We start from the raw sequence: 20,876 nt of genomic DNA on the forward strand, positions 1-20,876 counted from the left end.
GGTTTTTCGACAGCCTGAAAGCACCCACAGGTGCTTTCATTTTTTGCCTATTTTAGTGTTTGGAAGCAAGTACTTTTTCTTTAGTTAACTCGTCTTGAAATGAGTAAACACCTTCAACAAAAACCTGATGCCATACCATGAACATCAAAACCGTCCAGATTTTTCTGCTGTTGTCGGCTTTATCAAGGCAATGGTCGTCCAGCAATTTTAAAAGATAGGATTTATTGATTAAATGGTCTGTGTTGCTTTCACGGATAATCTTTTTCGCCCAGTCATTCATTTCTGCTTTTAACCAATGGCGGATTGGTACTGGGAAGCCAAGCTTCTTCCGATTCAACACATGGTCGGGAACAATTCCTTCTACTGCTTTTCGTAAAATATACTTGGTAGTACCATTGGCTGTTTTTAAACTGCTTGGAATTTTCGAAGCCACTGCAAAAACTTCCTTATCAAGGAATGGAACACGCAGCTCCAAGGAATGAGCCATCGTTGTCCGATCAGCTTTTAATAAGATGTCTCCACGCATCCAAGTATGGATATCAATATACTGCATTCGATCAACTGGGTCATACCCACGAGATTCGTTATAAAGAGGTTTTGTAACATCTGTATAGTTCAATCCTTCACGATATACACTAAACAAATCCCGTTTCTCTTCTTCACTGAACATTTTGGCATTCCCAATGTACCGCTCTTCCATTGGTGTCACACCACGCTCAATAAAGCTCTTACCCTTGGTCCCTGCCGGCATCAAATTAGCAATTCCTTTAAGGAGACTTTTGCCTACTCGAGGGATTTTATTAAATACCTGCAAATCATGGGGCTCACGGTAAATATTATAGCCTCCAAACAGTTCATCCGCCCCTTCACCGGAGAGGACAACTGTCACATGCTTTCTTGCCTCACGTGCTACAAAATACAATGGAACACAAGCAGGGTCAGCTAGAGGGTCATCCATATGCCACATGATTTTGGGAACTTCATTCATATATTCTTCTGGAGTAATGACATAGCTGATATTTTCAACTCCAAGCTTTTCCGCTGTTTCTTTAGCCACATCAATTTCACTAAAGCCATTGCGTTCAAAGCCAACAGAGAACGTTTTAATAGCTGGGTGAAATTCTTTTGCGATAGAAGCGATTATAGATGAGTCAATTCCACCTGAAAGGAAGGAACCCACAGGCACATCACTTCGCATATGCTTTTCTACAGAATCAAACAGGACATTCCGAATTTCTTTCACAAAATCTGCTTCTGTTTTTTGGACCGGGCTAAATTGTGCCTTCCAGTAGCGTTTGATTTCCATTGGAGATCCGACTTTTTTAATAAAATAATGGCCAGGCTCCAATTTATAAATTCCCTGTGACAATGTGTTTGGCTCTGGTACAAACTGATAGGTTAAATAATGCTGAAGCGCATCGTAATTTAACACATCATTTTCAAGTGCCAGCAGAATACTCTTTTTCTCTGAAGCAAAATAAGTTTTTTCACCGTCTTCCATGTAGAAAAATGGCTTGATTCCAAAATGGTCACGGGCGCCGTAAAGGGTCTGTTCCTGTTTATCCCAAATCACAAAGGCAAACATTCCGCGCAGTTTATCAACCGCTTTTTCCTTTAAATGACTGTAAAGAGCAATAATAACTTCTGTATCGGAACTAGTCGCAAAAGAAAGACCTTCTTTTAATAATTCCTCTCGCAACTCAACGTAATTATAAATTTCACCATTGAAGATAATCCAATAACGTTCATTTTCATAGGTCAACGGCTGATGGCCGCTTTCAATATCAATAATACTTAAACGGCGGAAACCAAATTGGATATGTTCATCAAAATAATAGCCATCGTCATCGGGTCCGCGATGGGTAATTATATTATTCATATTCTTAAACTGTTCAATTTGCTGATCATTATAGTTTTGCGGTTTGTCGTGTACACAACCAATAAAACCACACATTATGTACCTCACCTACTTAATCTAAATTTCATGAAAACATACTCTCTTATACTACCACTTTTTTTTAAAAAAGGAACTGTGAACATAAGGAAAATTACAAAAGTGAAATTAGCCCTAGATTATTACTAACATTGTTCACTGGAAAGTGAGCATGTAAACATGTTGTCCCTTCTTATTCATGAACTTAACAGGAATTAGACGGAATTAAAAAGTGGGAGTTACATTATGCAACTCCCACTTGTATTAGCGTGTTTCAGCCTGCTGACGCAAGTCATCTGCTTTGTCGGTCCGTTCCCAAGGAAGATCTAAATCAGGGCGGCCAAAATGTCCGTATGCCGCAGTTTGCTTATAAATTGGACGACGAAGGTCTAACATTTTAATAATTCCTGCTGGTCTTAAATCAAAGTTCTGTTCAACTAATTCAACTAAGATCTCTTCACTTACCTTACCTGTGCCAAAAGTATCGACTGAAATCGAAACAGGTCTTGCCACGCCAATGGCGTACGCAAGTTGCACCTCACATTTGTCAGCCAGTCCTGCTGCGACAATATTTTTTGCCACATAACGGGCAGCATAGGCAGCTGAACGGTCTACCTTCGTTGGGTCTTTTCCGGAAAACGCTCCGCCGCCATGGCGAGCATAACCACCGTAGGTATCGACAATGATTTTGCGTCCTGTTAACCCTGCATCCCCTTGTGGTCCGCCGATGACGAAACGTCCGGTCGGGTTAATGAAATATTTGGTTTTGTCATCAATCAGTTCTTTTGGAACAACCGGGTTAATAACATATTCCTTCACATTGCGCTGAATTTGCTCCAAGGTAATTTCCGGATGATGCTGGGTAGAAATAACAATGGTATCAATGCGAACTGGTTTGTTGTTTTCATCATATTCAACAGTAACCTGTGTTTTTCCATCCGGGCGCAGATATGGAAGTATGTCTTCTTTGCGCACTTCTGTTAAGCGGCGAGCAAGTTTATGAGCCAAAGAAATAGGCAAAGGCATAAGCTCTTTTGTTTCATTGCAGGCGAAGCCAAACATTAATCCCTGATCCCCAGCCCCAATAGCTTCAATTTCTTCGTCCGTCATCTGCCCTTCCCGTGCTTCGAGAGCTTGGTTAACTCCCATCGCAATATCAGGGGATTGTTCATCAATGGAGGTTAAAACCGCACATGTTTCAGAGTCAAAACCATATTTGGCACGATTATATCCAATTCCCTTAATCGTTTCCCTGACGATTTTGGGAATATCAACATAAGTTGAAGTGGTAATCTCACCTGCAACTAGGACCAAGCCAGTCGTAACAGATGTTTCTGCAGCGACACGGGCATTGGGATCTTTCGCTAAAATAGCATCTAAAATCGAGTCAGAAATTTGGTCACAAATTTTGTCAGGATGACCTTCTGTCACTGATTCAGATGTAAACAAACGGCGTTTTGTGGACAATCTGAATTCCTCCTATAATATGAAATAAGTGAGGTGATCCAGTGAAGGAATACACCTCTATTGATACGGAACTCATTCCCTTAGTAGTATGAAATAAACACGGGATTTTTATTAGTTATGTAAGTGTGTTATGTTAGACAGCAGCATTTTGTGCCTAGCAAAAAAAACCTTCCCCATGAGGAAAGGTTGATTGCAAATGTTTTGCGTGCCTTTCACTCTTATCGTTCAAGGACATGGCCTTGCATCAGGTTTAGCACCTTTGCCTAGAAATCCTTTGATTATAAGTTTCAAAGGGTCCCTTAGATTGCAGGTTGCTGGGTTTCATTGGGCCTGTCCCTCCACCAGCTCGGGATAAGAGAGTATCCGTTCAAATTTATATGTTAACCTACTGTATTCATTTAAGTCAATGAATTTTTTCGTAACGTTCGCATTATAAACCTCTGGCATCTAGGTAAATAGGATGGATAATCCGGTTATAAATGATAAATTTCTCCCAAAAAGTTCACCAAAAGCATAACTTTAACCAAAGCCGAAGAATAAAGTATATAATACAATTTGTTTTTTGAAATTAGTATAGATTATTCAATTAAATGTGTTATACTTTTTAATAATTAAAGTTCGTTACCAAAAACAAGAAAAAGGATGGTTGCATTCAATGAATTCCGTTCAAATTTCCGATGAATTAACGAATTTATTAAAAGGCGAAAATGTTCACACTCAATTATCCGTCCCGCAGTTAGTTGAAAAAATTTTAAGCCGCAATGAAGGGCAGCTAACCTCAACAGGAGCGGTTTGCATCTCGACAGGCAAGTATACGGGGCGATCACCACAAGACAAATTTATCGTTTATGAACAATCTACAAAAGACAAAATTGCCTGGGGCCCTTCCTTAAATCAGTCCATATCGGAAGATGTTTTTTCCAGTTTGTATCATAAAGTAATCAACTACCTGAAACAGCAAGAAGAACTGTTTGTTTTTAAGGGGTATGCCGGTGCCGATAAGAAATCCCAATTGCCTATTCAAGTCATTAATGAACTCGCCTGGCAAAATTTATTTGTTCATCAGTTATTTATCCGTCCTGACGAAGACGAATTATTATCCCATGAGAATCCATTCACAGTGATTTCTGCACCGCACTTCAAAGCAAATCCTGTAGTAGACGGCACGAAATCAGAGGCATTTATTATGATTTCATTTGAACGCAGAGTGGTTTTGATTGGCGGCACGGAATATGCAGGGGAAATGAAAAAATCAATTTTCTCGGTCATGAATTACCTGCTTCCTGAGAATCATATTTTTTCGATGCATTGTTCGGCAAACGTCGGGAAAGAAGGGGATGTGGCGTTGTTCTTCGGATTATCCGGCACAGGAAAAACAACCCTGTCTGCCGACCCCCATCGCCGACTAATTGGTGACGACGAACATGGCTGGTCCTCTAGTGGTGTTTTCAACATTGAAGGGGGCTGCTATGCTAAATGTATTAATTTATCAGAAGGAAAGGAACCACAAATTTTTAATGCCATTCGCTTTGGGACGGTACTTGAAAATGTTGTTATGAATCAGGAGACCAGGGTTCCAGACTATGATGATGGAACATTAACAGAAAATACTCGGGCTGCCTACCCAATTGAAGCCATTGATAACATTGTCCAACCAAGCATTGCTGGCCATCCTAATACAATTGTTTTCTTGACGGCAGATGCCTTTGGAGTACTGCCGCCTATTTCCAAATTAACACGAGAACAAGCAATGTATCATTTTCTTAGCGGGTATACTTCGAAACTGGCAGGCACAGAACGTGGTATCACATCACCGGAAGCTACTTTCTCTACCTGCTTTGGTGCCCCGTTCTTGCCGCTTCCTGCTACCCGGTATGCCAAAATGCTAGGTGAGAAAATACTGGAGCATAATGTAAATGTATTCCTGGTTAACACGGGTTGGACTGGGGGTGCTTATGGAATTGGCAGCAGAATGAAACTAGCCTATACAAGGGCCATGGTTCAAGCGGCACTAGAGGGTGAATTAAATCATGTGGAGACCGTAAAGGATGATATCTTTGGGTTAAATATTCCCCTCCATATTGCAGGAGTACCAGATGATGTGCTGCAGCCCAATAAAACTTGGCGTAATCCAGTTGAATATGAAACCAAAGCAAAAGAATTAGCAGCCAAGTTCAAAAACAATTTCCAGAAATTCACTGATGTTGATGTTGAAATTATTGAAAAAGGTGGACCTTTAGCATAAAGAAAACCCGTATCCAATTAATTGGATACGGGTTTTCTCACGTCAACAGCCTGAGAGCTCTGAACAGCTGTAAAACGATATTTTCCGCTTTTCTTTATTTGAAAATTGCCCTGGTATCTTGAGATTTTCTTTCCATCTATTGTGGTATAATCGGTTTTATTGCCAAAGGTAAATGTGGTGGACTCAGCGGTTTCCAAGGCAAATACCTCTAATTCTAGTTGTTCTGGAAGGCCTTCCCCTGTCACCTCAATCGGAACATCCTCATAAAAACCGGGATACAAATCTTCTTGTGAAAGCATTAAGGTCCATTTATCTGTCTGGATATATGGTTCTTTCACATAAATAGGAAAAGCGGCAAAATCTTTTCCATCAACCATGAATTGCAGATTCCATTTGCCAGAAAAAGAGAATGGCTTTAAGCTGGTCAAGGCGTGAGCATCTGCTCCATTCATCGGGCCCGCTATCGATGTGTTCGCTAATTCCTCTTTTACCCCGGTTTTTTCATGAACCGCATTTACAGTCAGTTTTTTGTTGGCAAAACTTTTATCATAGTCTCCCCACAAAAATATCATCATTTTGGCCACGGACCTATCATCCTTGGCAATCCAATCCTTCGGTGCCAGTAGACTGACTTTATTAGGAATACCAAAATTGCTGTCTGCATAAAAGATTTCACCCTTATCATTTAGAGCAAAATAGTCGGCCTGTTGTACTTCTGTCATTTTACTTTTAGTGCTAGATGCCGAGTTGAATTCCTTGCTTGAATTTGAAAAATAAAGCATAGGTGCTACAATGGCCAACACAAGCAACGCTGCAATGGCGCCAAGCCACTGGATATTCCATTTGTTCCTTGGCTTTTGTCCAACTGTCCCACTTATTTTTTTCAATATTTCTGTTCTCTGCTTTGTATTCAGTTCATGCTTTGGGAAGTCCGTCATGATCTCCAACAGTTCTTTATCCGATAAATTGTTCAAAGTATTCTCCCTCCTTTAACCTTTCATTTAATTTTTTTACGGCCCTAAAAAAGGTTACATTGACTTTGTTTTCCGTCCAGCCCAGAACCTGTCCTGCTTCTTCTGATGAAAGCTCCGCGATGCCTCTTAATAAAATCACATCCCGATAATTGGCTTTTAGTTCATTAATCGCTTCATACAACCTTGCATACTCCACCTTTCTTAGCAGTTCCTCCTCCGTCTGAAAGCCGCTAACATTGGGCCGTTCATTGTCAAGGCGATTCTTTAGTTTCTGCCAAACCGACTTCCTCCTGTAAAAATCAATAGCCGTATTTCGTGCAATGGAAATTAACCATGTTTTTGGGGAAGCTTCCTTTTTATATTGGCCAAATGCCCGGAATGCTCGTAAAAAGGTCTCCTGCACTAAATCTTCTACATCCTTTGATCCTGTATAGTAAACGAGATAATTGGTCACATCCTTTTCATACTGGATAAACCAATTTTCTATGATTTGGGTCCGTTCCAAACGTCCCTCCCCCTATCTAAACAGTTACTGTTTTGTTTTTCTGTAAATAAGACGGCATAATTAGCATAATCTTACACTTTTTTCAAAAGAAAAAGCAGGTATATTTACCTGCTCAGTTGGTCGAGTTCAAGGAGATAAGTTGATATGTTAGTGTGGTTGTGTTATTTTCCCAAACCACTTTTTTTATGAGGGCTTCCCCACTTGAACTGCTGTCCAGGGTTTTTCTGACATCGACAGGAATTTCGATTGGGTATAATCGATAACCCTGCTTTACTAATTGAAAGGTGTTCTCCTCAATCCGAAGCTCCCGGCCTTTTGTTACAATGAGGGTATTTAATTCAAGAGGCATCCCCATTATCATCCGCTCCTCTGCTATTTATATTTTTATATTACCATTATTTGCTATGTTTTTTCATCCACTTCGATAATTCTGTGACTACTTTTCTATTTATATTTGGCGGAAAGTAATGTGTAAACTCCGAAAAATACCAGCACTCCACGGATTTATTTAGCGCCTTCAGCCCATTTTCTAACCGATAGGCATGTTCAACGGAGACATTATCGTCGTTTACGCCATGAATAATTAATACGGGTTGTTCCATTTTCTCAAGCTGATATAGAGGGGTGCGGCTTTTATATTGCTCCGGGAATTTTTCAGGAGTGCCTCCAATCACCCGTTTCATCATCCGACGTAAATCTTTTCTTTCATGATAGGTCAATTCCATATCGGATACTCCACCCCATGTGACTACAGAGGCCGCCTCAGGAAACTCCAATCCTGTTAACAGCGCCATCACGCCTCCACGAGAAAATCCAAAGACATGGACATTCTTAACCTTGGGAAGCGAATTTAACAACTGGTATGCGGAAAATGCATCTTGCCGATCCTCTCCTGCAAAGTCCTCGTTTCCTTCGCCGCCTTGGTTTCCCCGATAATATGGTGCAAAAACGATAAAACCTTCTTGAGCAAACTGGGCGATTCTCGCGGGACGGACTTTACCTACATTTTTAATGCCGCCGCGCAAATAAAGAAACCCGTCGTTGGTTTCTAAATGTTTAGGTGCAGCCAACATTCCCTTCACTCTTAACCCATTAGACAGGTAGGTTACCAGGCTTAATTCTATGTTTGGATTAGGCGATGGAAACCGCTGACAATGTACAATTGTCCCATTCAATTCATTCATTCTCATTCTTCCTTTTATCATTGGCTGACGTAAAAGAAATGTTGATTTTATCGAAAATCAACAACTTGGTTAAACATAGCCTTATTATTTAAAAAATCTGGAACTGGGCATCACACATTTTGCCCTTCTTCATACATTATCATAGGCAATCAGCCCAGATAAAGGAGGTTAATTTTATGAACAAGAGGTTTAAATTCAGTTTCTCCTGCTTGCTTATCGCATTATTCCTGTTCGCTTTAACTGCTTGCAATAATAGTTCTACCTCAGAGCCAAAGAAACTGGAAAAGGTTCGCATTGCTGAGGTAACAAGATCCATCTTTTACGCCCCGCAATATGTAGCCTTAGCAAAGGGATTTTTTAAAGAGGAAGGGCTAGATGTCACCCTGACCACAACACCCGGCGGGGATAAAACAATGACCGCCTTAATTTCCGGTGGAGCGGACGTAGCTTTAGTCGGATCTGAGACGTCCATCTACGTCTACGCCCAGGGAGCAAGCGATCCGGTTATAAATTTTGCCCAATTAACCCAAACAGATGGTACCTTTCTAGTTGCCCGTGAAAAAATCGATAACTTATCTTGGGACCAATTAAAAGGCACCACTTTCCTTGGACAGCGGAAAGGCGGCATGCCTCAGATGGTTGGGGAATTCGTGTTAAAGAAGCATAATATCGATCCTCATAATGACCTAACCCTCATTCAAAATATTGATTTCGCGAATGTTGCCAATGCCTTTGCCTCTGGAACCGGAGATTTCGTCCAGTTATTTGAACCAACTGCCAGCATCTTCGAAAAGGAAGGGAAAGGTCATATTGTCGCTTCATTCGGGAAAGAATCAGGCCATGTCCCTTATACGACGTTTATGACCAAAAAGAGCTATATGAAAAAAAATAAGGACACTGTTGAAAAGTTCACCAGAGCCGTTTACAAGGCACAACAATGGGTCGATAGCCATAGTGCTGAGGAAGTGGCCAAAGCTGTAGAACCCTACTTTCCTGACACGGATTTACAGATCATGACGACCGTAGTCGACCGTTACAAGAGCCAAGGCTCATTTGCCACCGACCCGATTCTTGACGAAGAAGAGTGGAACAACCTGCAAAATATCATGGACGAAGCAGGCGAGCTTCCACAAAAAATAGAGTATAAAACTCTGGTAGATACTGATTTTGCAGAGTCTGCCATGAAAAAATAAAAAAGGAAAGGGAGTCCGTTCCTATGAGCTTTTTGCAGGTTCAAGACATCCATCATACCTATTTCACGAAAGCTACTGCCACCACGGCTCTCTCCAACATTTCTTTTACAGTTGAGGAGGGAGAATTTGTCTCTCTCCTTGGACCAAGTGGCTGTGGAAAAACGACCTTGCTTTCCATTATTTCAAGTTTACTTAAACCAACCCAAGGGGAGATCCTTCTTCAAGGAAAACCAGTTTCCCCCTCAAAAAATGATGTAGGCTACATGCTGCAGCAGGATTACTTATTTCCGTGGAAAACAATTGAAGAGAATATTCTGCTCGGTTTAAAACTGTCAAACCAGTTAAATGACAAAACAAAGGCAGCCGCCTTACAGTTGCTGCAGCAAATTGGTTTAGCCGGTGTGGAAAAACAGCTTCCAAAGCAACTTTCAGGCGGGATGCGCCAACGGGCAGCACTTGTAAGAACGTTATCAACGGAACCAAAACTGCTGATGCTCGATGAACCTTTTTCCGCCCTGGACTACCAGACGAAATTGAAATTGGAGGATTTGGTCTCGCAAACTTTAGATGAATACAGCAAAACAGCGATTTTGGTAACACACGATATTGGCGAAGCCATTGCCATGAGCGACCGGGTATTTTTGTTGTCATCTAAGCCAGGTAGAATATATAAAATTTTTGAAATGCCGGAAGAACTGCGGAAACTGTCCCCTTTCGAAGCCAGAAATCACGAAGCATATCAAACTATTTTCCAAACAATTTGGAAGGAGCTGGAATCCCTTGAACCAAGATAAGAAACAGGTTGAGCTTCTCCATAAAAACTATCTTAACTCGTTAAAAATTGAGAAACGATGGGTTCGTTTTTATCAAGCGATTATTTTTATCGTATTTTTTTCCGGTTGGGAAATACTTAGCCGGAATCAATGGATTGATCCCCTAATCTTCAGTTCCCCATCAAAAATTTGGAATCTGTTATTATCCAAGATTCAAGATGGATCATTAATGACCGATCTTGGCGTCACCCTGACAGAAACCATTTTAGGATTTTTATTAGGGACCCTTGCAGGAACGATTTTGGCGGCGATCCTTTGGTGGTCTCCAATGCTTTCTAAAATTTTCGACCCGTATTTGGTCATCTTAAACGCTATGCCTAAGGTTGCATTGGGGCCAGTTCTAATTGTTGCCCTGACACCAGGGTATCCTTCTATTATTACAATGGGTGCGATTATTTCCGTTATTATCACAACCATTGTGGTGTATACCTCGTTTAAAGAGGTGGATCCGAATTACTTAAAAGTTCTGCAAACCTTTGGAGCAACACGATTTCAATGCTTTAAGGAGGCCATATTACCGGCGAGCTTTCCGACAATCATTTCTGCTCTAAAAGTCAATGTTGGCCTCTCATGGGTCGGTGTTATTGTCGGAGAATTTCTCGTTTCATCCAAAGGATTAGGATATATGATTATTTACGGATTCCAAGTTTTTAATTTCACACTCGTATTTCTATCGTTGTTGGTTATCGCTGTCTTTGCAACCATTATGTATCAGTTGGTTGATTTATTGGAGAAAAAACTCATTAAAGAATAGCAGACGGCTGGATGCGGCTATCTGCTTATTCTTTTTTCTGTAGTTCGTCAATCTTTTTCAAACATGCCTCAATCACGCTGTCTTTCATAATAAAGCTATACTCATCACCAAAGCGAAGCTTTAACAAATCCCCCTTAACCAGCACAGGTCCATTTGTTTCAAAGTAACTGGGTGTCTTTTCTGTCCTTTTGACTTTCCCCCAATAAACTGCCTTCACAAAACTACCGTGATCATCAGTAACTTTATATTCCGCCAAGAAAATTAACTGGTCAAAAATAGCTCCCGTTTCTTCATAGGCCTCCCGTTTGGCCGCTTCTTCAAGTGTTTCCCCTTCCTCTCTCTTTCCACCAGGGAATTCCAGCCCCCGAATTTTATGGTTGGTCAAAAGCCAATTTTCATCATACTGACAAATAACTAAAACATGGTTCACTTTCTCTTTAAACACGCTCGATTCGAACAGTAATTCCACTGGATGACCATAATAATCAAAAAATTTCATAAAACCGCCCTCACTATCAAGATAACACCATTATATACGAAAAAAAGGAAAATCCTATACAACGGATTTTCCTGACCCATAACCCATTACTATTGCTTTGGCAGAATATTCATCGTTTCAATGTGCTTTTTGGCCTCTTCATCACCGAGTTTATATACCATTCCGTAGATTTGCTGGATCCTTCCGTCATATTCATCATTTTCGCGGTCATAATGATATTGCACATAGGGAACGTGTGCTCGGAAGAAATTTTGCCACTCTGTCGAGTAATTTTGATTAAACAGTTCACGAAGTTCGGTAATCTCATCATCTGTTGCCTGTATTTTAAAACTCCATGTAGAAGCAGTGGAACTCTGGGAGATTTCGCCAGTCCCAACATCGATAAAATAGGTCTTCTTCTGATCCATCAAACATCTACCCTTTACACTTAAAATTAGAATTTATTTTAACGGTACTCGCACCGCTTACTTGGGCACTTCCGCTTTTCTTAGTAATCCGCAAAAAAATAAAAATTATTCTTTGTCAATTTTCGATACATTTTTTAGAATTGACTAAGATATAATTATCATACACTTTGGAAAACAGACTTTTTAGTCAATTATCTTGACTGCTTATGAATTTCCTAAATGAGGAGAGATTAAGTAAGATAGAAAAAACTAAGTAGGAGGTGAAGTCATGAAATTAGTGGATGAACTTTACGAAATGTATCGAAATAAATTAACCGGGGATGAAGAAGATATTGATATGCTGGCGTTTGCCTTTCTAGAAGAGATGTCACACGAAGATTTGCTGGCGTTAATCCATGATATGGATAAGCAGGAATTATACAATCTAATGGGAATTTATTTAATTGAAAGCTTAAAAGGAAAGTTTGCGCAGGAGCAGTATGGCCAGCAGAGAATTTCTACTTACTATCCCCGCAACATTCATTGATGTACATAGCATAGAAGTCAAAGATTCAAAAGGTGTCCACCTTTAATGATTATGGGTGGTCACCTTTTCTTTTTATTTACAGCCTCGTGAATTCTGTTACAATATGGGTAAAAGGGGGAATTGGCGTGTATATTCTTATAGTCGTTGCTGTAATCATCGTTTTGGCTGTTCTTTTGCTCGCAGTCTTAACGACTTCAAAAGCCTATTCTTTTAAACATACAGTAGACCCAATTGACCATAACCCATACGTCGGTCAAGATGCAAAAGAAGATCAACAGAATCATAACACATAAAGAAACCGCCCAAAAAGGCGGTTTTTATGCTCTTTAAGCGAAAACCTGTTCTAATTCTTCCTTACTGTGTTCCAGCCAGTAACGCATTAATCGCTTTGCTCCCTCTAAATCGTGGAGCTTGGCTTGGCCGCATTGCCGTTCATTTGCGGCTGGAATTTCCATCACCTCAAGAGCTTCCTTCATTGTATTCTCTAATAAGTCAATAATTTCTCTAACTGTAGGCTCACCACTGACAACCAAGTAATAACCAGTTTGGCAGCCCATTGGAGAAATATCAATGATGTCAAAATGATTGTAGTTTTCAACATGCTTGCGAATATTAAACGCCAGCAAGTGCTCTAGGGTATGAATTACATCCGGTTTCATTGCCTGTTTATTCGGCTGGCAAAAACGGATATCATATTTATTAACAACGCCGTCACTACCGACCTTATGAACGCCGCAATGTCTTACATACGGAGCTTTAACGGCATTATGGTCTAGTTCAAAGCTTTCAACTGAAGGCATTTCTATCACTCCTTTTACAAATCTATTCTCTATCATACTATAAAATCAGTGTTTTTTCACCTTTTCAATTATGCTTCCACCTTAGACGAAAGCGTCCTGTTATGTTATCTTAGTAGAGAATATAACAAGGAGTGACTCAACATGCTGAAAAAAGTCTTTATCGGACTTATACGATTTTACCAAATTGTGATATCCCCCATAAAACCGCCATCTTGCCGCTTTTATCCAACCTGCTCCCAATATGGTTTAGAAGCCATCCAGCGGTTTGGAGCAATAAAAGGCGGGTATCTGACCATAAAACGGATTTTAAAATGTCATCCGTTTCATCCAGGAGGGATTGACCCCGTCCCCGAAAATTGGAATCACTCAAAAAAACATTAGTCTTCGTATCCATCCACGATTAAATCAAGTCTACCTGTATGCGGGTCAATAACCAAACCGTGCACAGGAACTTCTTTTGGCATAAGCGGGTGCTGTTTTATCGTATTTACACTGTGTTTAACACTTTCCTGTACATTATCAAAGCCATGAAGCCACTGCTTAATGTCAATTCCAGAATATTCTAGTGTTTGAAAAGTTTCTTCTGATATTCCCCGTTCCTGCATCGTTGAAATCACTGGTCCTGCATGTAATCCGTTCATCCCGCAGTCATGATGGGCAATAACCATTACTTCTTTCGCCTGCAATTGATAAATCGCAATCAGGATACTCCGCATAATACTGCCAAACGGGTGAGAAACTAGTGCCCCGGCATTCTTGATAATCTTTGCATCGCCATTTCCTAAGTTAAGGGCTTTTGGCAGTAATTCAAGCAATCGGGTATCCATACAAGTCAAAATTACCATTTTTTTATTTGGATACTTGGTGGTTTCATATTTTTCATATTCCTTTTCTTTCACAAATTTTTCATTGAATTCCAGCATATCCTTTAATAAGCTAGATTGTTTCATTTTGGCAACTCCCTCCTTTATATAAGGATACATAAAACCTGCACTGGAGACAATTTTTACTTGCATTTAGAATGAATATCCTGTAAGATACTTAAAGAAATCGTAATGATTCCGTATTAGCTCAAAATATAAAAAATTTTCGAAATTAAATCGTAATAAATACGATTTACGAATGAAATAAGGGAGTTTTTTATGAAAAAACTAATCTACTTACTGGCCTTTTTCTTACCAATAAGTTTTGTTTTATCAGCCTGCGCAAATGATGAGGGAACTACAACAAAGGAGAAAGACAAGTTAATTGTTTATACAACTGTCTATCCCCTACAATATTTTACCGAAAGAATCGGTGGAAAATATGTAAACGTTAAAACCATTTATCCTCCTGGGGCCGATGAACATACCTTTGAACCTTCACAAAAGGATATGATGAAGCTCGCAGATGCTGATCTATTTTTCTATGTTGGTTTGGGACTCGAAGGGTTTGTGGAATCAGCAAAAGATACACTAAAAAATCAAAATGTCATCATGACACCTGTAGCCAATCAACTTAAGCTGCCAAAGAATTCATCAAAAACCGTTAATGACCATGATGAGGGCGAAAATAATCATGATGTCAATCCGCATGTCTGGCTGGATCCGGTTTACTCCAAGGAAATGGCCGCTGTTATTCGGGACTCACTCAACAAAAAAATGCCTGGTCATAAGGAATATTTTAATGAACAGTACCAAAAGCTCGCTGGAGAACTAGATGAATTGGATAATCAATTTCAAACCACCATCTCCCAGGCAAAGCATAAAAAAATTATTGTGACCCATGCTGCCTTTGGCTATTGGGAGCAGCGTTATGGGCTTGAGCAAATCAGTATCTCAGGTTTGTCAACCGCCAATGAACCGACACAAAAAGAACTGAAAGCCATTATTGCAACAGCTGACCAAGAGGGTATTCACTATATTTTATTTGAACAAAATGTTCAATCCCGATTAGGGGAAATTATCCAAAAAGAAATTGGCGCCCGCTCCCTGCCAATTCATAACCTTGGCATTTTAACACAAAAGGAAATCGATCAAAAAGAAACGTACTTTAGCTTAATGAAACATAATCTCGAAACCTTAGATCAAGCTTTGAATCATTAAAATTGAACCTCCCATATTGCGGGAGGTTTTTTATTTGCCGTTTTGAGGAAATATTTACATACTGCACATAAAAATGCTAACACTAAGAGGAACATAGACGAAGAAAGGAAGACAAACCGGATGAGTGATTTACTAATTGCCCGCAGTTTGTTTGGCACTACGATGGGGTTTCATATTATTTTTGCCACTATTGGAGTTGGCTTGCCGTTTATGATGTTAATGGCTGAACTGCGCTACCAAAAAACAAAAGATATAGAATATGTCGTTATGGCAAAAAGATGGACAAAAGCATTCGGTGTTCTATTGGGTGTGGGTATTCCTACTGGAACCATTGCTGGAACCCAATTATCATTACTTTGGCCGGGATTCATGGAAGTCATTGGCAAAGTTATGGCCCTGCCTTTTCAAATTGAAATTTATGCGTTCTTCATTGAGGCTTTATTTATGTCGATATACGTTTATGCAGCAGAAAGGATAGCTCCATGGATGAGGGTTGCCAGCCTAACTTTTGTAGCCATAGGTGCGCTTAGTTCTGCCGTCTTAATTACGAATGTCCATGCCTTTGAAGGAACGCCAACTGGGTTTCGTATTGTAAATGGAAAAATTACCGATGTTGACCCGTGGGCTGCTTTTTTCAACCCAAGTTTCTTTGTTACCGCTGGCCATGTTGCTTTATCCGCGTATATGACAGGGGCATTTATTGTGACGACAGTTTCTGCTTATAAAATGTTAAAGGCAGAAACAGGGTCGAGAATATATCGGTTTCATCAAAAAGCATTGATGCTAAGTCTGGTTATCGGCGGGATTTTCTCATTACTTACCGCTTTAAATGGCCATGAATCTGCTCAATATCTTCATAAATACCAACCGGAAAAACTCGCAGCAGCAGAAGGCCTTTTTGAGACTCAATCATATGCGCCGCTTACAATTGGCGGTTATACAGACAGAGACACTGAATCGGTTAAGTGGGGTATTGAAGTTCCGTGGGCACTTAGCTTTTTATCAGGGAACCGATTTGACACAGTTGTTAAGGGGCTCCATGAATTTCCTGAAGAAGAATGGCCGCCCTTGTTTATCCATACCTTATTTAATGCCATGGTTGGTGTCGGTTCTTTGCTTATTCTCATTTCATTTTTAGGTTTGTTTATCAGAAAATTTTTAAATAAAGACAAATTTCCCATGTGGCTTATGTGGCTATATGTAGTATCCGGCCCACTTGCCGTTTTAGGAATTGAATTTGGTTGGATTTTTGCCTGCACCGGACGGCAGCCGTGGACGATTTATCGAACCCTGTCAACTGAGGATTCCGTTACGACTGCTGCTAATCTTGGTATTTTATTTATCTTGTTTGCAATAGTTTATGTGATTTTAGCCGTGGCTGTCCTGTTTGTATTACGTTATTACTTCAAGAAAAATACCGTGATGGATGACCTAAATCGCGCGGAGCAAAAAGGGGTCCCTCTATTTAGCTCCAATTCATAAAGAGGTGAAACATTGTGTTGGATGCTTATTTGGCGGTAACGATTCTTTGGGGGTTCGTGTTTATTTATGCCGTTATGGCAACGATGGATTTTGGTGCAGGATTTTGGTCGATGTTCTACATAAATCGAAAAAAAACAGGTGCTACTAATATTGCCAATCGCTATTTATCTCCTACATGGGAGGTTACGAACACGTTTATCGTAGCATTGGTGGTAGCTGTTTATAGCCTTTTCCCGAAAGGAGCTTATACACTTGGCACAATCCTGTTAATTCCTGGGTCCCTCATTCTACTGCTATTGGCGATTCGCAGTGCCTTTTTAGTTTTTTCTAACATCGTCCAGGAGTATAGAAAACCACTTACTATTATTTCCGGGATATCTGGAATTATCATTCCGGGGCTGCTGATTAGTGTTTTACCTATTACTCATGGAAACTTTGTACAAATAACGGAAACCAAACAGACTCTAGATTTAGCAGGATTATTTACAAGCCCAAATGAGTATGCTTTCTTTGGATTTGCCATTACGAGTACCTTGTTTCTTTCCTCCCTTTTGTTGGCTGATTACTCAAAGGCCTCTGCAGAATACGAGGCTTATCGAGTCTACCGCAGGGATGCACTTTGGATTGGTCCTATTTCTTTAGTCATGGCTTTTTTTATCATGTTTACCCTAAAGACTGAAGATGCTTGGATTTATAAAAAAATGATTGACGATTTACCGCTCCTTTTTTTGTCATTGGCGTTATTTGTACTAGGCGGCATCGGTCTGTTCCTGCCCTCACCAGGGATAAGTATAAAAGGGAGGCCACGTCTATCCGTTATTGCCATTACCGCTCAGTATCTGGCGGCAAGTTATGTGTATGGCAAAGCACATTTGCCTTATATTGTTTATCCAGAGGTCACCATTCATGACGCATTTACAGACCCGAATTCCTTTCGGGCAATTTTCATTACCTATATAGTCGCTTTCGCCATCTTGTTTCCAGGTTTTGTTTATTTTTGGAGTTTGTTTATGAATGATAAACGATATTTGCGGCAAGGAAAATTGTCTGGTTCTAAAAAGTAAGTATGAATCCCTTTTACTGACAGGCATGGTTTTGCCCTAGAATCACAAGCTATTGATGTATCCCATTTCAAGGAGTGATACAAAGTGGCAAAAGATGTTCTTTGTGAGGTAAATAACTGTACTTTTTGGGCTGAAGGAAATCAATGCAGCGCGGATCGAATCTATGTCGTCTCCCATACTGGAGAATCAGCAGATAACAGTAGAGAAACAGATTGTAAAACGTTTGATCCTGTAGAATTATCATAACCCATAGTAAAAAGGGGACCAGCACTGGTTCCCTTTTAAAACGTATAAAACTTTTTATGAACTAATGTCTGTTCAAGACGCTTATCGTTTAATTCATAGCCAATCCCTGGTGATTGGGGTACAGCAATCAGGCCATTCTCAACTGTCACCTCTGGAGAGATAATATCTTCGTTCCAGAAACGGTTGGATGCAGAAATATCCCCCGGAATAGTAAAACCTGGCATAGATGCAAGCGCAATATTATGTGCTCGTGAAATTCCAAATTCAATCATGCCGCCGCACCATACCGGTATTCCTCTTTCCAAGCAATAATCGTGAATCCGCTTTGCTTCATTAATACCACCAACACGGCCTATCTTTATATTAATTATTTTACAGCTGCCATATTCAATGGCTTTCCGGGCATCTTCAAAACTGACAATGCTCTCATCCAAACAGACTGGCGTTTTGATTTGCTTCTGAAGTATCGCGTGTTCAATTAAATCATCGTGTGCCAATGGCTGCTCAATCATCAGCAAATCCAGTTCGTCCAGTGCCTTGAGACGGTCGACATCTTTTAATGTATAAGCGGAATTGGCATCCGCCATAATCGGTAAGTTGGGATAACGACGCCGAATTTCCGATAAAAAGGGATAATCCATGTCAGGGTTAATTTTAACTTTAATCCGCTTGTATCCATCTGCTAAATATTGCTCAATTTGCTCCTGAGCTTTTGTCATCGATTGAGCAGCGACAACTACCCCTGAAGGAATCATTTTAGCCGTACCGCCAATTGTTCGCGCTAAAGGCTCGGCATGCTGTTTTGCATATAAATCCCATAATGCTGTTTCAATTGCCGCTTTGGCCATATTGTTCCGTCTTACGGAATGAAACAATTTAGATGCCTGTTCCGGATGGCTGATTGGTCGCTTTTGCAATAATGGAATAAGGAAGTCAGAAAGCATATGCAAACTGGTAGCGACGGTTTCTTCAGTATACCAAGGTGATGAAAAAGCCACTCCTTCGCCATACCCGGCAATGCCATCCTTGTCCAGTGCCTTAATAATAATCCCTTCCCGCTCTGACACTTCCCCTAAATGGGTGATGAACGGCTGTTTCAGCGGCATTTTAATAACAAACAACTCAATTGACTTAATGTTCATCTTATACCCTTCCCTCAGACAGCCATTCTTTCAGGGTTCTGCGCAGCAGTTTTTTGGCAGCATTTCGCGGCAATTTGTCAACAAAATAAAAGCGCTTAGGAATTTTGTACTTGGCCAGCTTATATTCACAGAATTGCTGCAGCTGTATGGCAGTTAGGTTAGATTGATTACTCTTGACGATAAAGGCAATAGGGACCTGTCCCCACTGTTCATCTTCTTGACCTGTTACTCCGGCATCTTGAATTTCAGCATGAGATAACAGGACGGCTTCTACTTCAGCGGGATAAACATTTTCTCCTCCCGAAATAATTAAGTCGGAACGCCGGTCTAAAACATACAAAAAACCATCCTCGTCCATCATTCCGATATCCCCGGTATAAAGCCAGCCATCCCTAATTTTTTCTTTGGTTGCTTCTGGACGGTGTAAATAGCCAGTCGTTACATTGGGCCCTTTTACCACAATTTCTCCTGCTTCTTCTGCTTGTGCGGTTTGCCCATCTTCGCGAACAACCTTGATTTCAGAAGGGAATAATGGTTTCCCAGCAGAACCCAGTTTGCTTAAACTATACTCGGGAGAAAGAGTGACAATTTGTGAAGCTGTTTCCGTCATGCCATATGTTTGAAAGACGGGTATATTTTTTTGAACACAAGCTTGCAAAAGAGGTAATGGCGCAGGCCCGCCTCCCAGGAGCATACAGCGGAACTGTTCTGGTAGACGGTCGTCTTCGAGTGCATTTACAATTCTGCTGAGCGATGTACTCACAACCGACATGTATGTTACGTTCTTTTCCACAATATCTTCGATTGCTTTTTCGGCATCAAATTTTTCATGGAGCACAATAGGAACCCCATAAATCACACCGCGCATTAAAATGGAGTATCCACTGATATGAAATAATGGCATAGTACATAACCAGCAATCTTTTTCCGATATTCCTAAATTTAAAGCAGAACCAACTGAGCTCCACCAATGGTTTCCATACGTCTGGATCACACCTTTTGGATTTCCAGTTGTGCCGGAAGTGTACATAATGGTGCAAATATCTATCAAACTGATTTTATCTTGAATGGATGGAACTTCAGGTTCAATGTCTTTTAACTGTAAATTGGTGATGACAGGAATATCGGTTAACTGATTTTTTATGGAAAACTGAACCTCCTCAAAAGACTCATCAACGATTAAAAATGAGGATTTTGAGTCCTGCAGTTGCCAGATTAGTTCCGAAACAGTTAACCGATTATTTAGAATCACTGCCTTCACTCCAAGAAGCTGCAAGGCAAAGAATGTAATTACAGTATCTAGATGATTCTTTAATAATACCCCAACAAATTGGTCTTTTCTGATTCCTAACATTTGCAATCGACCTGCTGTGTTATATGAGCTCTCATAAAGCTCCCGAAAATTGATAGATTGCCCGTTAAAGTAGTAAGCGGTCCTTTCTGGAGTAAGATAAGCCCGCTTGACTAAGAAATTAGGCATTGTTTCTTGCTGCATAATTTCACCTCATCATATAGAAAACAGCCTGATGGATTCCATC

General features: G+C 40.3%; 23 protein-coding genes and 1 riboswitch. Of the genes, 11 read left to right on the top strand and 12 right to left on the bottom strand.

The window, feature by feature from the left end; all coding sequences use genetic code 11:
* Positions 1 to 52: 52 nt before the first annotated feature.
* Both asnB and metK read right to left on the bottom strand, forming a co-directional pair.
* On the bottom strand, positions 53 to 1,954 hold the full coding sequence (gene asnB, locus BN2425_RS14360) for an asparagine synthase (glutamine-hydrolyzing) (protein ID WP_042460743.1): 1,902 nt from the start codon (positions 1,952 to 1,954) through the stop codon (positions 53 to 55).
* A gap of 243 nt (positions 1,955 to 2,197) precedes the next feature.
* Positions 2,198 to 3,400 carry a methionine adenosyltransferase gene (metK, locus tag BN2425_RS14365; RefSeq protein ID WP_042460747.1) on the bottom strand — a complete coding sequence of 401 codons (1,203 nt, stop codon included), beginning with the start codon at positions 3,398 to 3,400 and terminating at the stop codon, positions 2,198 to 2,200.
* 215 nt (positions 3,401 to 3,615) lie between these two features.
* Positions 3,616 to 3,758, bottom strand: a riboswitch (SAM riboswitch).
* 297 nt (positions 3,759 to 4,055) lie between these two features.
* Here metK and pckA point away from each other — a divergent pair.
* A complete protein-coding gene (gene pckA / locus BN2425_RS14370; RefSeq protein WP_042460750.1) occupies positions 4,056 to 5,645 on the top strand; it encodes a phosphoenolpyruvate carboxykinase (ATP) in 1,590 nt (529 codons plus the stop codon).
* 17 nt (positions 5,646 to 5,662) lie between these two features.
* Here the strand turns inward: pckA and BN2425_RS14375 are convergent, their stop codons facing one another.
* The 4 genes from BN2425_RS14375 to BN2425_RS14390 form a co-directional block, all read right to left on the bottom strand.
* Positions 5,663 to 6,619: a hypothetical protein gene (locus BN2425_RS14375; protein ID WP_042460753.1), complete on the bottom strand. Its 957-nt coding sequence runs from the start codon at positions 6,617 to 6,619 to the stop codon at positions 5,663 to 5,665.
* Positions 6,600 to 7,124, bottom strand: coding sequence for an RNA polymerase sigma factor (locus BN2425_RS14380; protein WP_042460755.1), 525 nt, complete (start codon positions 7,122 to 7,124; stop codon positions 6,600 to 6,602). Before BN2425_RS14380 ends, BN2425_RS14375 begins: the two co-directional genes overlap by 20 nt.
* Before the next feature lie 112 nt (positions 7,125 to 7,236).
* Positions 7,237 to 7,479: a DUF2584 domain-containing protein gene (locus BN2425_RS14385; RefSeq protein WP_042460758.1), complete on the bottom strand. Its 243-nt coding sequence runs from the start codon at positions 7,477 to 7,479 to the stop codon at positions 7,237 to 7,239.
* A 40-nt stretch (positions 7,480 to 7,519) separates the two neighbouring features.
* A complete protein-coding gene (locus BN2425_RS14390) occupies positions 7,520 to 8,308 on the bottom strand; it encodes an alpha/beta hydrolase family protein (protein ID WP_042460761.1) in 789 nt (262 codons plus the stop codon).
* Positions 8,309 to 8,484: 176 nt separating this feature from the next.
* Here BN2425_RS14390 and BN2425_RS14395 point away from each other — a divergent pair, with 176 nt between their 5' ends.
* Genes BN2425_RS14395 through BN2425_RS14405 form a run of 3 tightly spaced genes read left to right on the top strand, consistent with a single transcriptional unit; the run spans position 8,485 to position 11,088 of the window.
* Complete coding sequence (locus BN2425_RS14395) at positions 8,485 to 9,501, top strand: ABC transporter substrate-binding protein (RefSeq protein WP_042460764.1); 1,017 nt, start codon at positions 8,485 to 8,487, stop codon at positions 9,499 to 9,501.
* A 23-nt stretch (positions 9,502 to 9,524) separates the two neighbouring features.
* Positions 9,525 to 10,295, top strand: coding sequence for an ABC transporter ATP-binding protein (locus tag BN2425_RS14400; RefSeq protein WP_042460765.1), 771 nt, complete (start codon positions 9,525 to 9,527; stop codon positions 10,293 to 10,295).
* Entirely contained in the window at positions 10,282 to 11,088 is an 807-nt protein-coding gene (locus BN2425_RS14405) for an ABC transporter permease (RefSeq protein WP_042460767.1), read from the top strand. Before BN2425_RS14400 ends, BN2425_RS14405 begins: the two co-directional genes overlap by 14 nt.
* A gap of 25 nt (positions 11,089 to 11,113) precedes the next feature.
* Here the strand turns inward: BN2425_RS14405 and ytkD are convergent, their stop codons facing one another.
* On the bottom strand, positions 11,114 to 11,587 hold the full coding sequence (ytkD, locus tag BN2425_RS14410; RefSeq protein WP_052352879.1) for an RNA deprotection pyrophosphohydrolase: 474 nt from the start codon (positions 11,585 to 11,587) through the stop codon (positions 11,114 to 11,116).
* Between the two features lie 89 nt (positions 11,588 to 11,676).
* Complete coding sequence (locus BN2425_RS14415; RefSeq protein WP_042460769.1) at positions 11,677 to 11,994, bottom strand: hydrolase; 318 nt, start codon at positions 11,992 to 11,994, stop codon at positions 11,677 to 11,679.
* A gap of 268 nt (positions 11,995 to 12,262) precedes the next feature.
* On the opposite strand from BN2425_RS14415, the gene BN2425_RS14420 reads away from it, so the two are divergent.
* Both BN2425_RS14420 and ytzI read left to right on the top strand, forming a co-directional pair.
* The gene (locus BN2425_RS14420; RefSeq protein WP_042460771.1) at positions 12,263 to 12,520 is read left to right on the top strand and encodes a DUF6154 family protein; all 258 of its coding nucleotides are present in this window, start codon (positions 12,263 to 12,265) and stop codon (positions 12,518 to 12,520) included.
* Positions 12,521 to 12,645: 125 nt separating this feature from the next.
* Positions 12,646 to 12,813, top strand: coding sequence for a YtzI protein (gene ytzI, locus BN2425_RS14425; protein ID WP_074433069.1), 168 nt, complete (start codon positions 12,646 to 12,648; stop codon positions 12,811 to 12,813).
* A 33-nt stretch (positions 12,814 to 12,846) separates the two neighbouring features.
* Here ytzI and BN2425_RS14430 read toward each other — a convergent pair whose 3' ends face one another.
* Positions 12,847 to 13,320, bottom strand: a complete 474-nt coding sequence (locus BN2425_RS14430; protein WP_042460774.1) for an S-ribosylhomocysteine lyase — start codon at positions 13,318 to 13,320, stop codon at positions 12,847 to 12,849.
* 141 nt (positions 13,321 to 13,461) lie between these two features.
* Between BN2425_RS14430 and yidD the strand changes: the two genes are divergently transcribed.
* Positions 13,462 to 13,701 carry a membrane protein insertion efficiency factor YidD gene (yidD, locus tag BN2425_RS14435; RefSeq protein WP_042460777.1) on the top strand — a complete coding sequence of 80 codons (240 nt, stop codon included), beginning with the start codon at positions 13,462 to 13,464 and terminating at the stop codon, positions 13,699 to 13,701.
* Here yidD and BN2425_RS14440 read toward each other — a convergent pair.
* On the bottom strand, positions 13,698 to 14,270 hold the full coding sequence (locus BN2425_RS14440; RefSeq protein ID WP_042460825.1) for a beta-class carbonic anhydrase: 573 nt from the start codon (positions 14,268 to 14,270) through the stop codon (positions 13,698 to 13,700). The genes yidD and BN2425_RS14440 overlap by 4 nt on opposite strands.
* A gap of 192 nt (positions 14,271 to 14,462) precedes the next feature.
* On the opposite strand from BN2425_RS14440, the gene BN2425_RS14445 reads away from it, so the two are divergent.
* The 4 genes from BN2425_RS14445 to BN2425_RS14460 all read left to right on the top strand — a co-directional run bounded on the left by BN2425_RS14445 (position 14,463) and on the right by BN2425_RS14460 (position 18,196).
* Entirely contained in the window at positions 14,463 to 15,404 is a 942-nt protein-coding gene (locus BN2425_RS14445; protein ID WP_042460781.1) for a metal ABC transporter solute-binding protein, Zn/Mn family, read from the top strand.
* Between the two features lie 120 nt (positions 15,405 to 15,524).
* A complete protein-coding gene (locus BN2425_RS14450) occupies positions 15,525 to 16,886 on the top strand; it encodes a cytochrome ubiquinol oxidase subunit I (protein WP_042460783.1) in 1,362 nt (453 codons plus the stop codon).
* Between the two features lie 14 nt (positions 16,887 to 16,900).
* Positions 16,901 to 17,950, top strand: a complete 1,050-nt coding sequence (locus BN2425_RS14455; RefSeq protein WP_042460786.1) for a cytochrome d ubiquinol oxidase subunit II — start codon at positions 16,901 to 16,903, stop codon at positions 17,948 to 17,950.
* An 84-nt stretch (positions 17,951 to 18,034) separates the two neighbouring features.
* Positions 18,035 to 18,196: a DUF1540 domain-containing protein gene (locus tag BN2425_RS14460; protein WP_074433070.1), complete on the top strand. Its 162-nt coding sequence runs from the start codon at positions 18,035 to 18,037 to the stop codon at positions 18,194 to 18,196.
* 35 nt (positions 18,197 to 18,231) lie between these two features.
* Here BN2425_RS14460 and menC read toward each other — a convergent pair whose 3' ends face one another.
* Together menC and BN2425_RS14470 are read right to left on the bottom strand one after the other, a co-directional pair.
* On the bottom strand, positions 18,232 to 19,338 hold the full coding sequence (gene menC, locus BN2425_RS14465; protein WP_042460789.1) for an o-succinylbenzoate synthase: 1,107 nt from the start codon (positions 19,336 to 19,338) through the stop codon (positions 18,232 to 18,234).
* A 1-nt stretch (position 19,339) separates the two neighbouring features.
* Positions 19,340 to 20,833 (bottom strand): o-succinylbenzoate--CoA ligase, encoded by a 1,494-nt coding sequence (locus tag BN2425_RS14470; protein ID WP_042460792.1) that lies wholly within the window; start codon positions 20,831 to 20,833, stop codon positions 19,340 to 19,342.
* Positions 20,834 to 20,876: the final 43 nt, after the last annotated feature.

The organism is Neobacillus dielmonensis (assembly GCF_000612665.1).
GTDB lineage: Bacteria > Bacillota > Bacilli > Bacillales > Cytobacillaceae > Neobacillus > Neobacillus dielmonensis.

Excerpts from the sequence above, each read along its gene's own strand:
- asnB (WP_042460743.1), bottom strand. The coding sequence starts at position 1,954 with ATGTGTGGTTTTATTGGTTGTGTACACGACAAACCGCAAAACTATAAT.
- pckA (WP_042460750.1), top strand. The coding sequence starts at position 4,056 with ATGAATTCCGTTCAAATTTCCGATGAATTAACGAATTTATTAAAAGGC.
- BN2425_RS14385 (WP_042460758.1), bottom strand. The coding sequence starts at position 7,479 with ATGGGGATGCCTCTTGAATTAAATACCCTCATTGTAACAAAAGGCCGG.
- BN2425_RS14390 (WP_042460761.1), bottom strand. The coding sequence starts at position 8,308 with ATGAATGAATTGAATGGGACAATTGTACATTGTCAGCGGTTTCCATCG.
- BN2425_RS14395 (WP_042460764.1), top strand. The coding sequence starts at position 8,485 with ATGAACAAGAGGTTTAAATTCAGTTTCTCCTGCTTGCTTATCGCATTA.
- BN2425_RS14400 (WP_042460765.1), top strand. The coding sequence starts at position 9,525 with ATGAGCTTTTTGCAGGTTCAAGACATCCATCATACCTATTTCACGAAA.
- ytkD (WP_052352879.1), bottom strand. The coding sequence starts at position 11,587 with ATGAAATTTTTTGATTATTATGGTCATCCAGTGGAATTACTGTTCGAA.
- BN2425_RS14415 (WP_042460769.1), bottom strand. The coding sequence starts at position 11,994 with ATGGATCAGAAGAAGACCTATTTTATCGATGTTGGGACTGGCGAAATC.
- BN2425_RS14420 (WP_042460771.1), top strand. The coding sequence starts at position 12,263 with ATGAAATTAGTGGATGAACTTTACGAAATGTATCGAAATAAATTAACC.
- BN2425_RS14430 (WP_042460774.1), bottom strand. The coding sequence starts at position 13,320 with ATGCCTTCAGTTGAAAGCTTTGAACTAGACCATAATGCCGTTAAAGCT.
- yidD (WP_042460777.1), top strand. The coding sequence starts at position 13,462 with ATGCTGAAAAAAGTCTTTATCGGACTTATACGATTTTACCAAATTGTG.
- BN2425_RS14440 (WP_042460825.1), bottom strand. The coding sequence starts at position 14,270 with ATGAAACAATCTAGCTTATTAAAGGATATGCTGGAATTCAATGAAAAA.
- BN2425_RS14445 (WP_042460781.1), top strand. The coding sequence starts at position 14,463 with ATGAAAAAACTAATCTACTTACTGGCCTTTTTCTTACCAATAAGTTTT.
- BN2425_RS14450 (WP_042460783.1), top strand. The coding sequence starts at position 15,525 with ATGAGTGATTTACTAATTGCCCGCAGTTTGTTTGGCACTACGATGGGG.
- menC (WP_042460789.1), bottom strand. The coding sequence starts at position 19,338 with ATGAACATTAAGTCAATTGAGTTGTTTGTTATTAAAATGCCGCTGAAA.
- BN2425_RS14470 (WP_042460792.1), bottom strand. The coding sequence starts at position 20,833 with ATGCAGCAAGAAACAATGCCTAATTTCTTAGTCAAGCGGGCTTATCTT.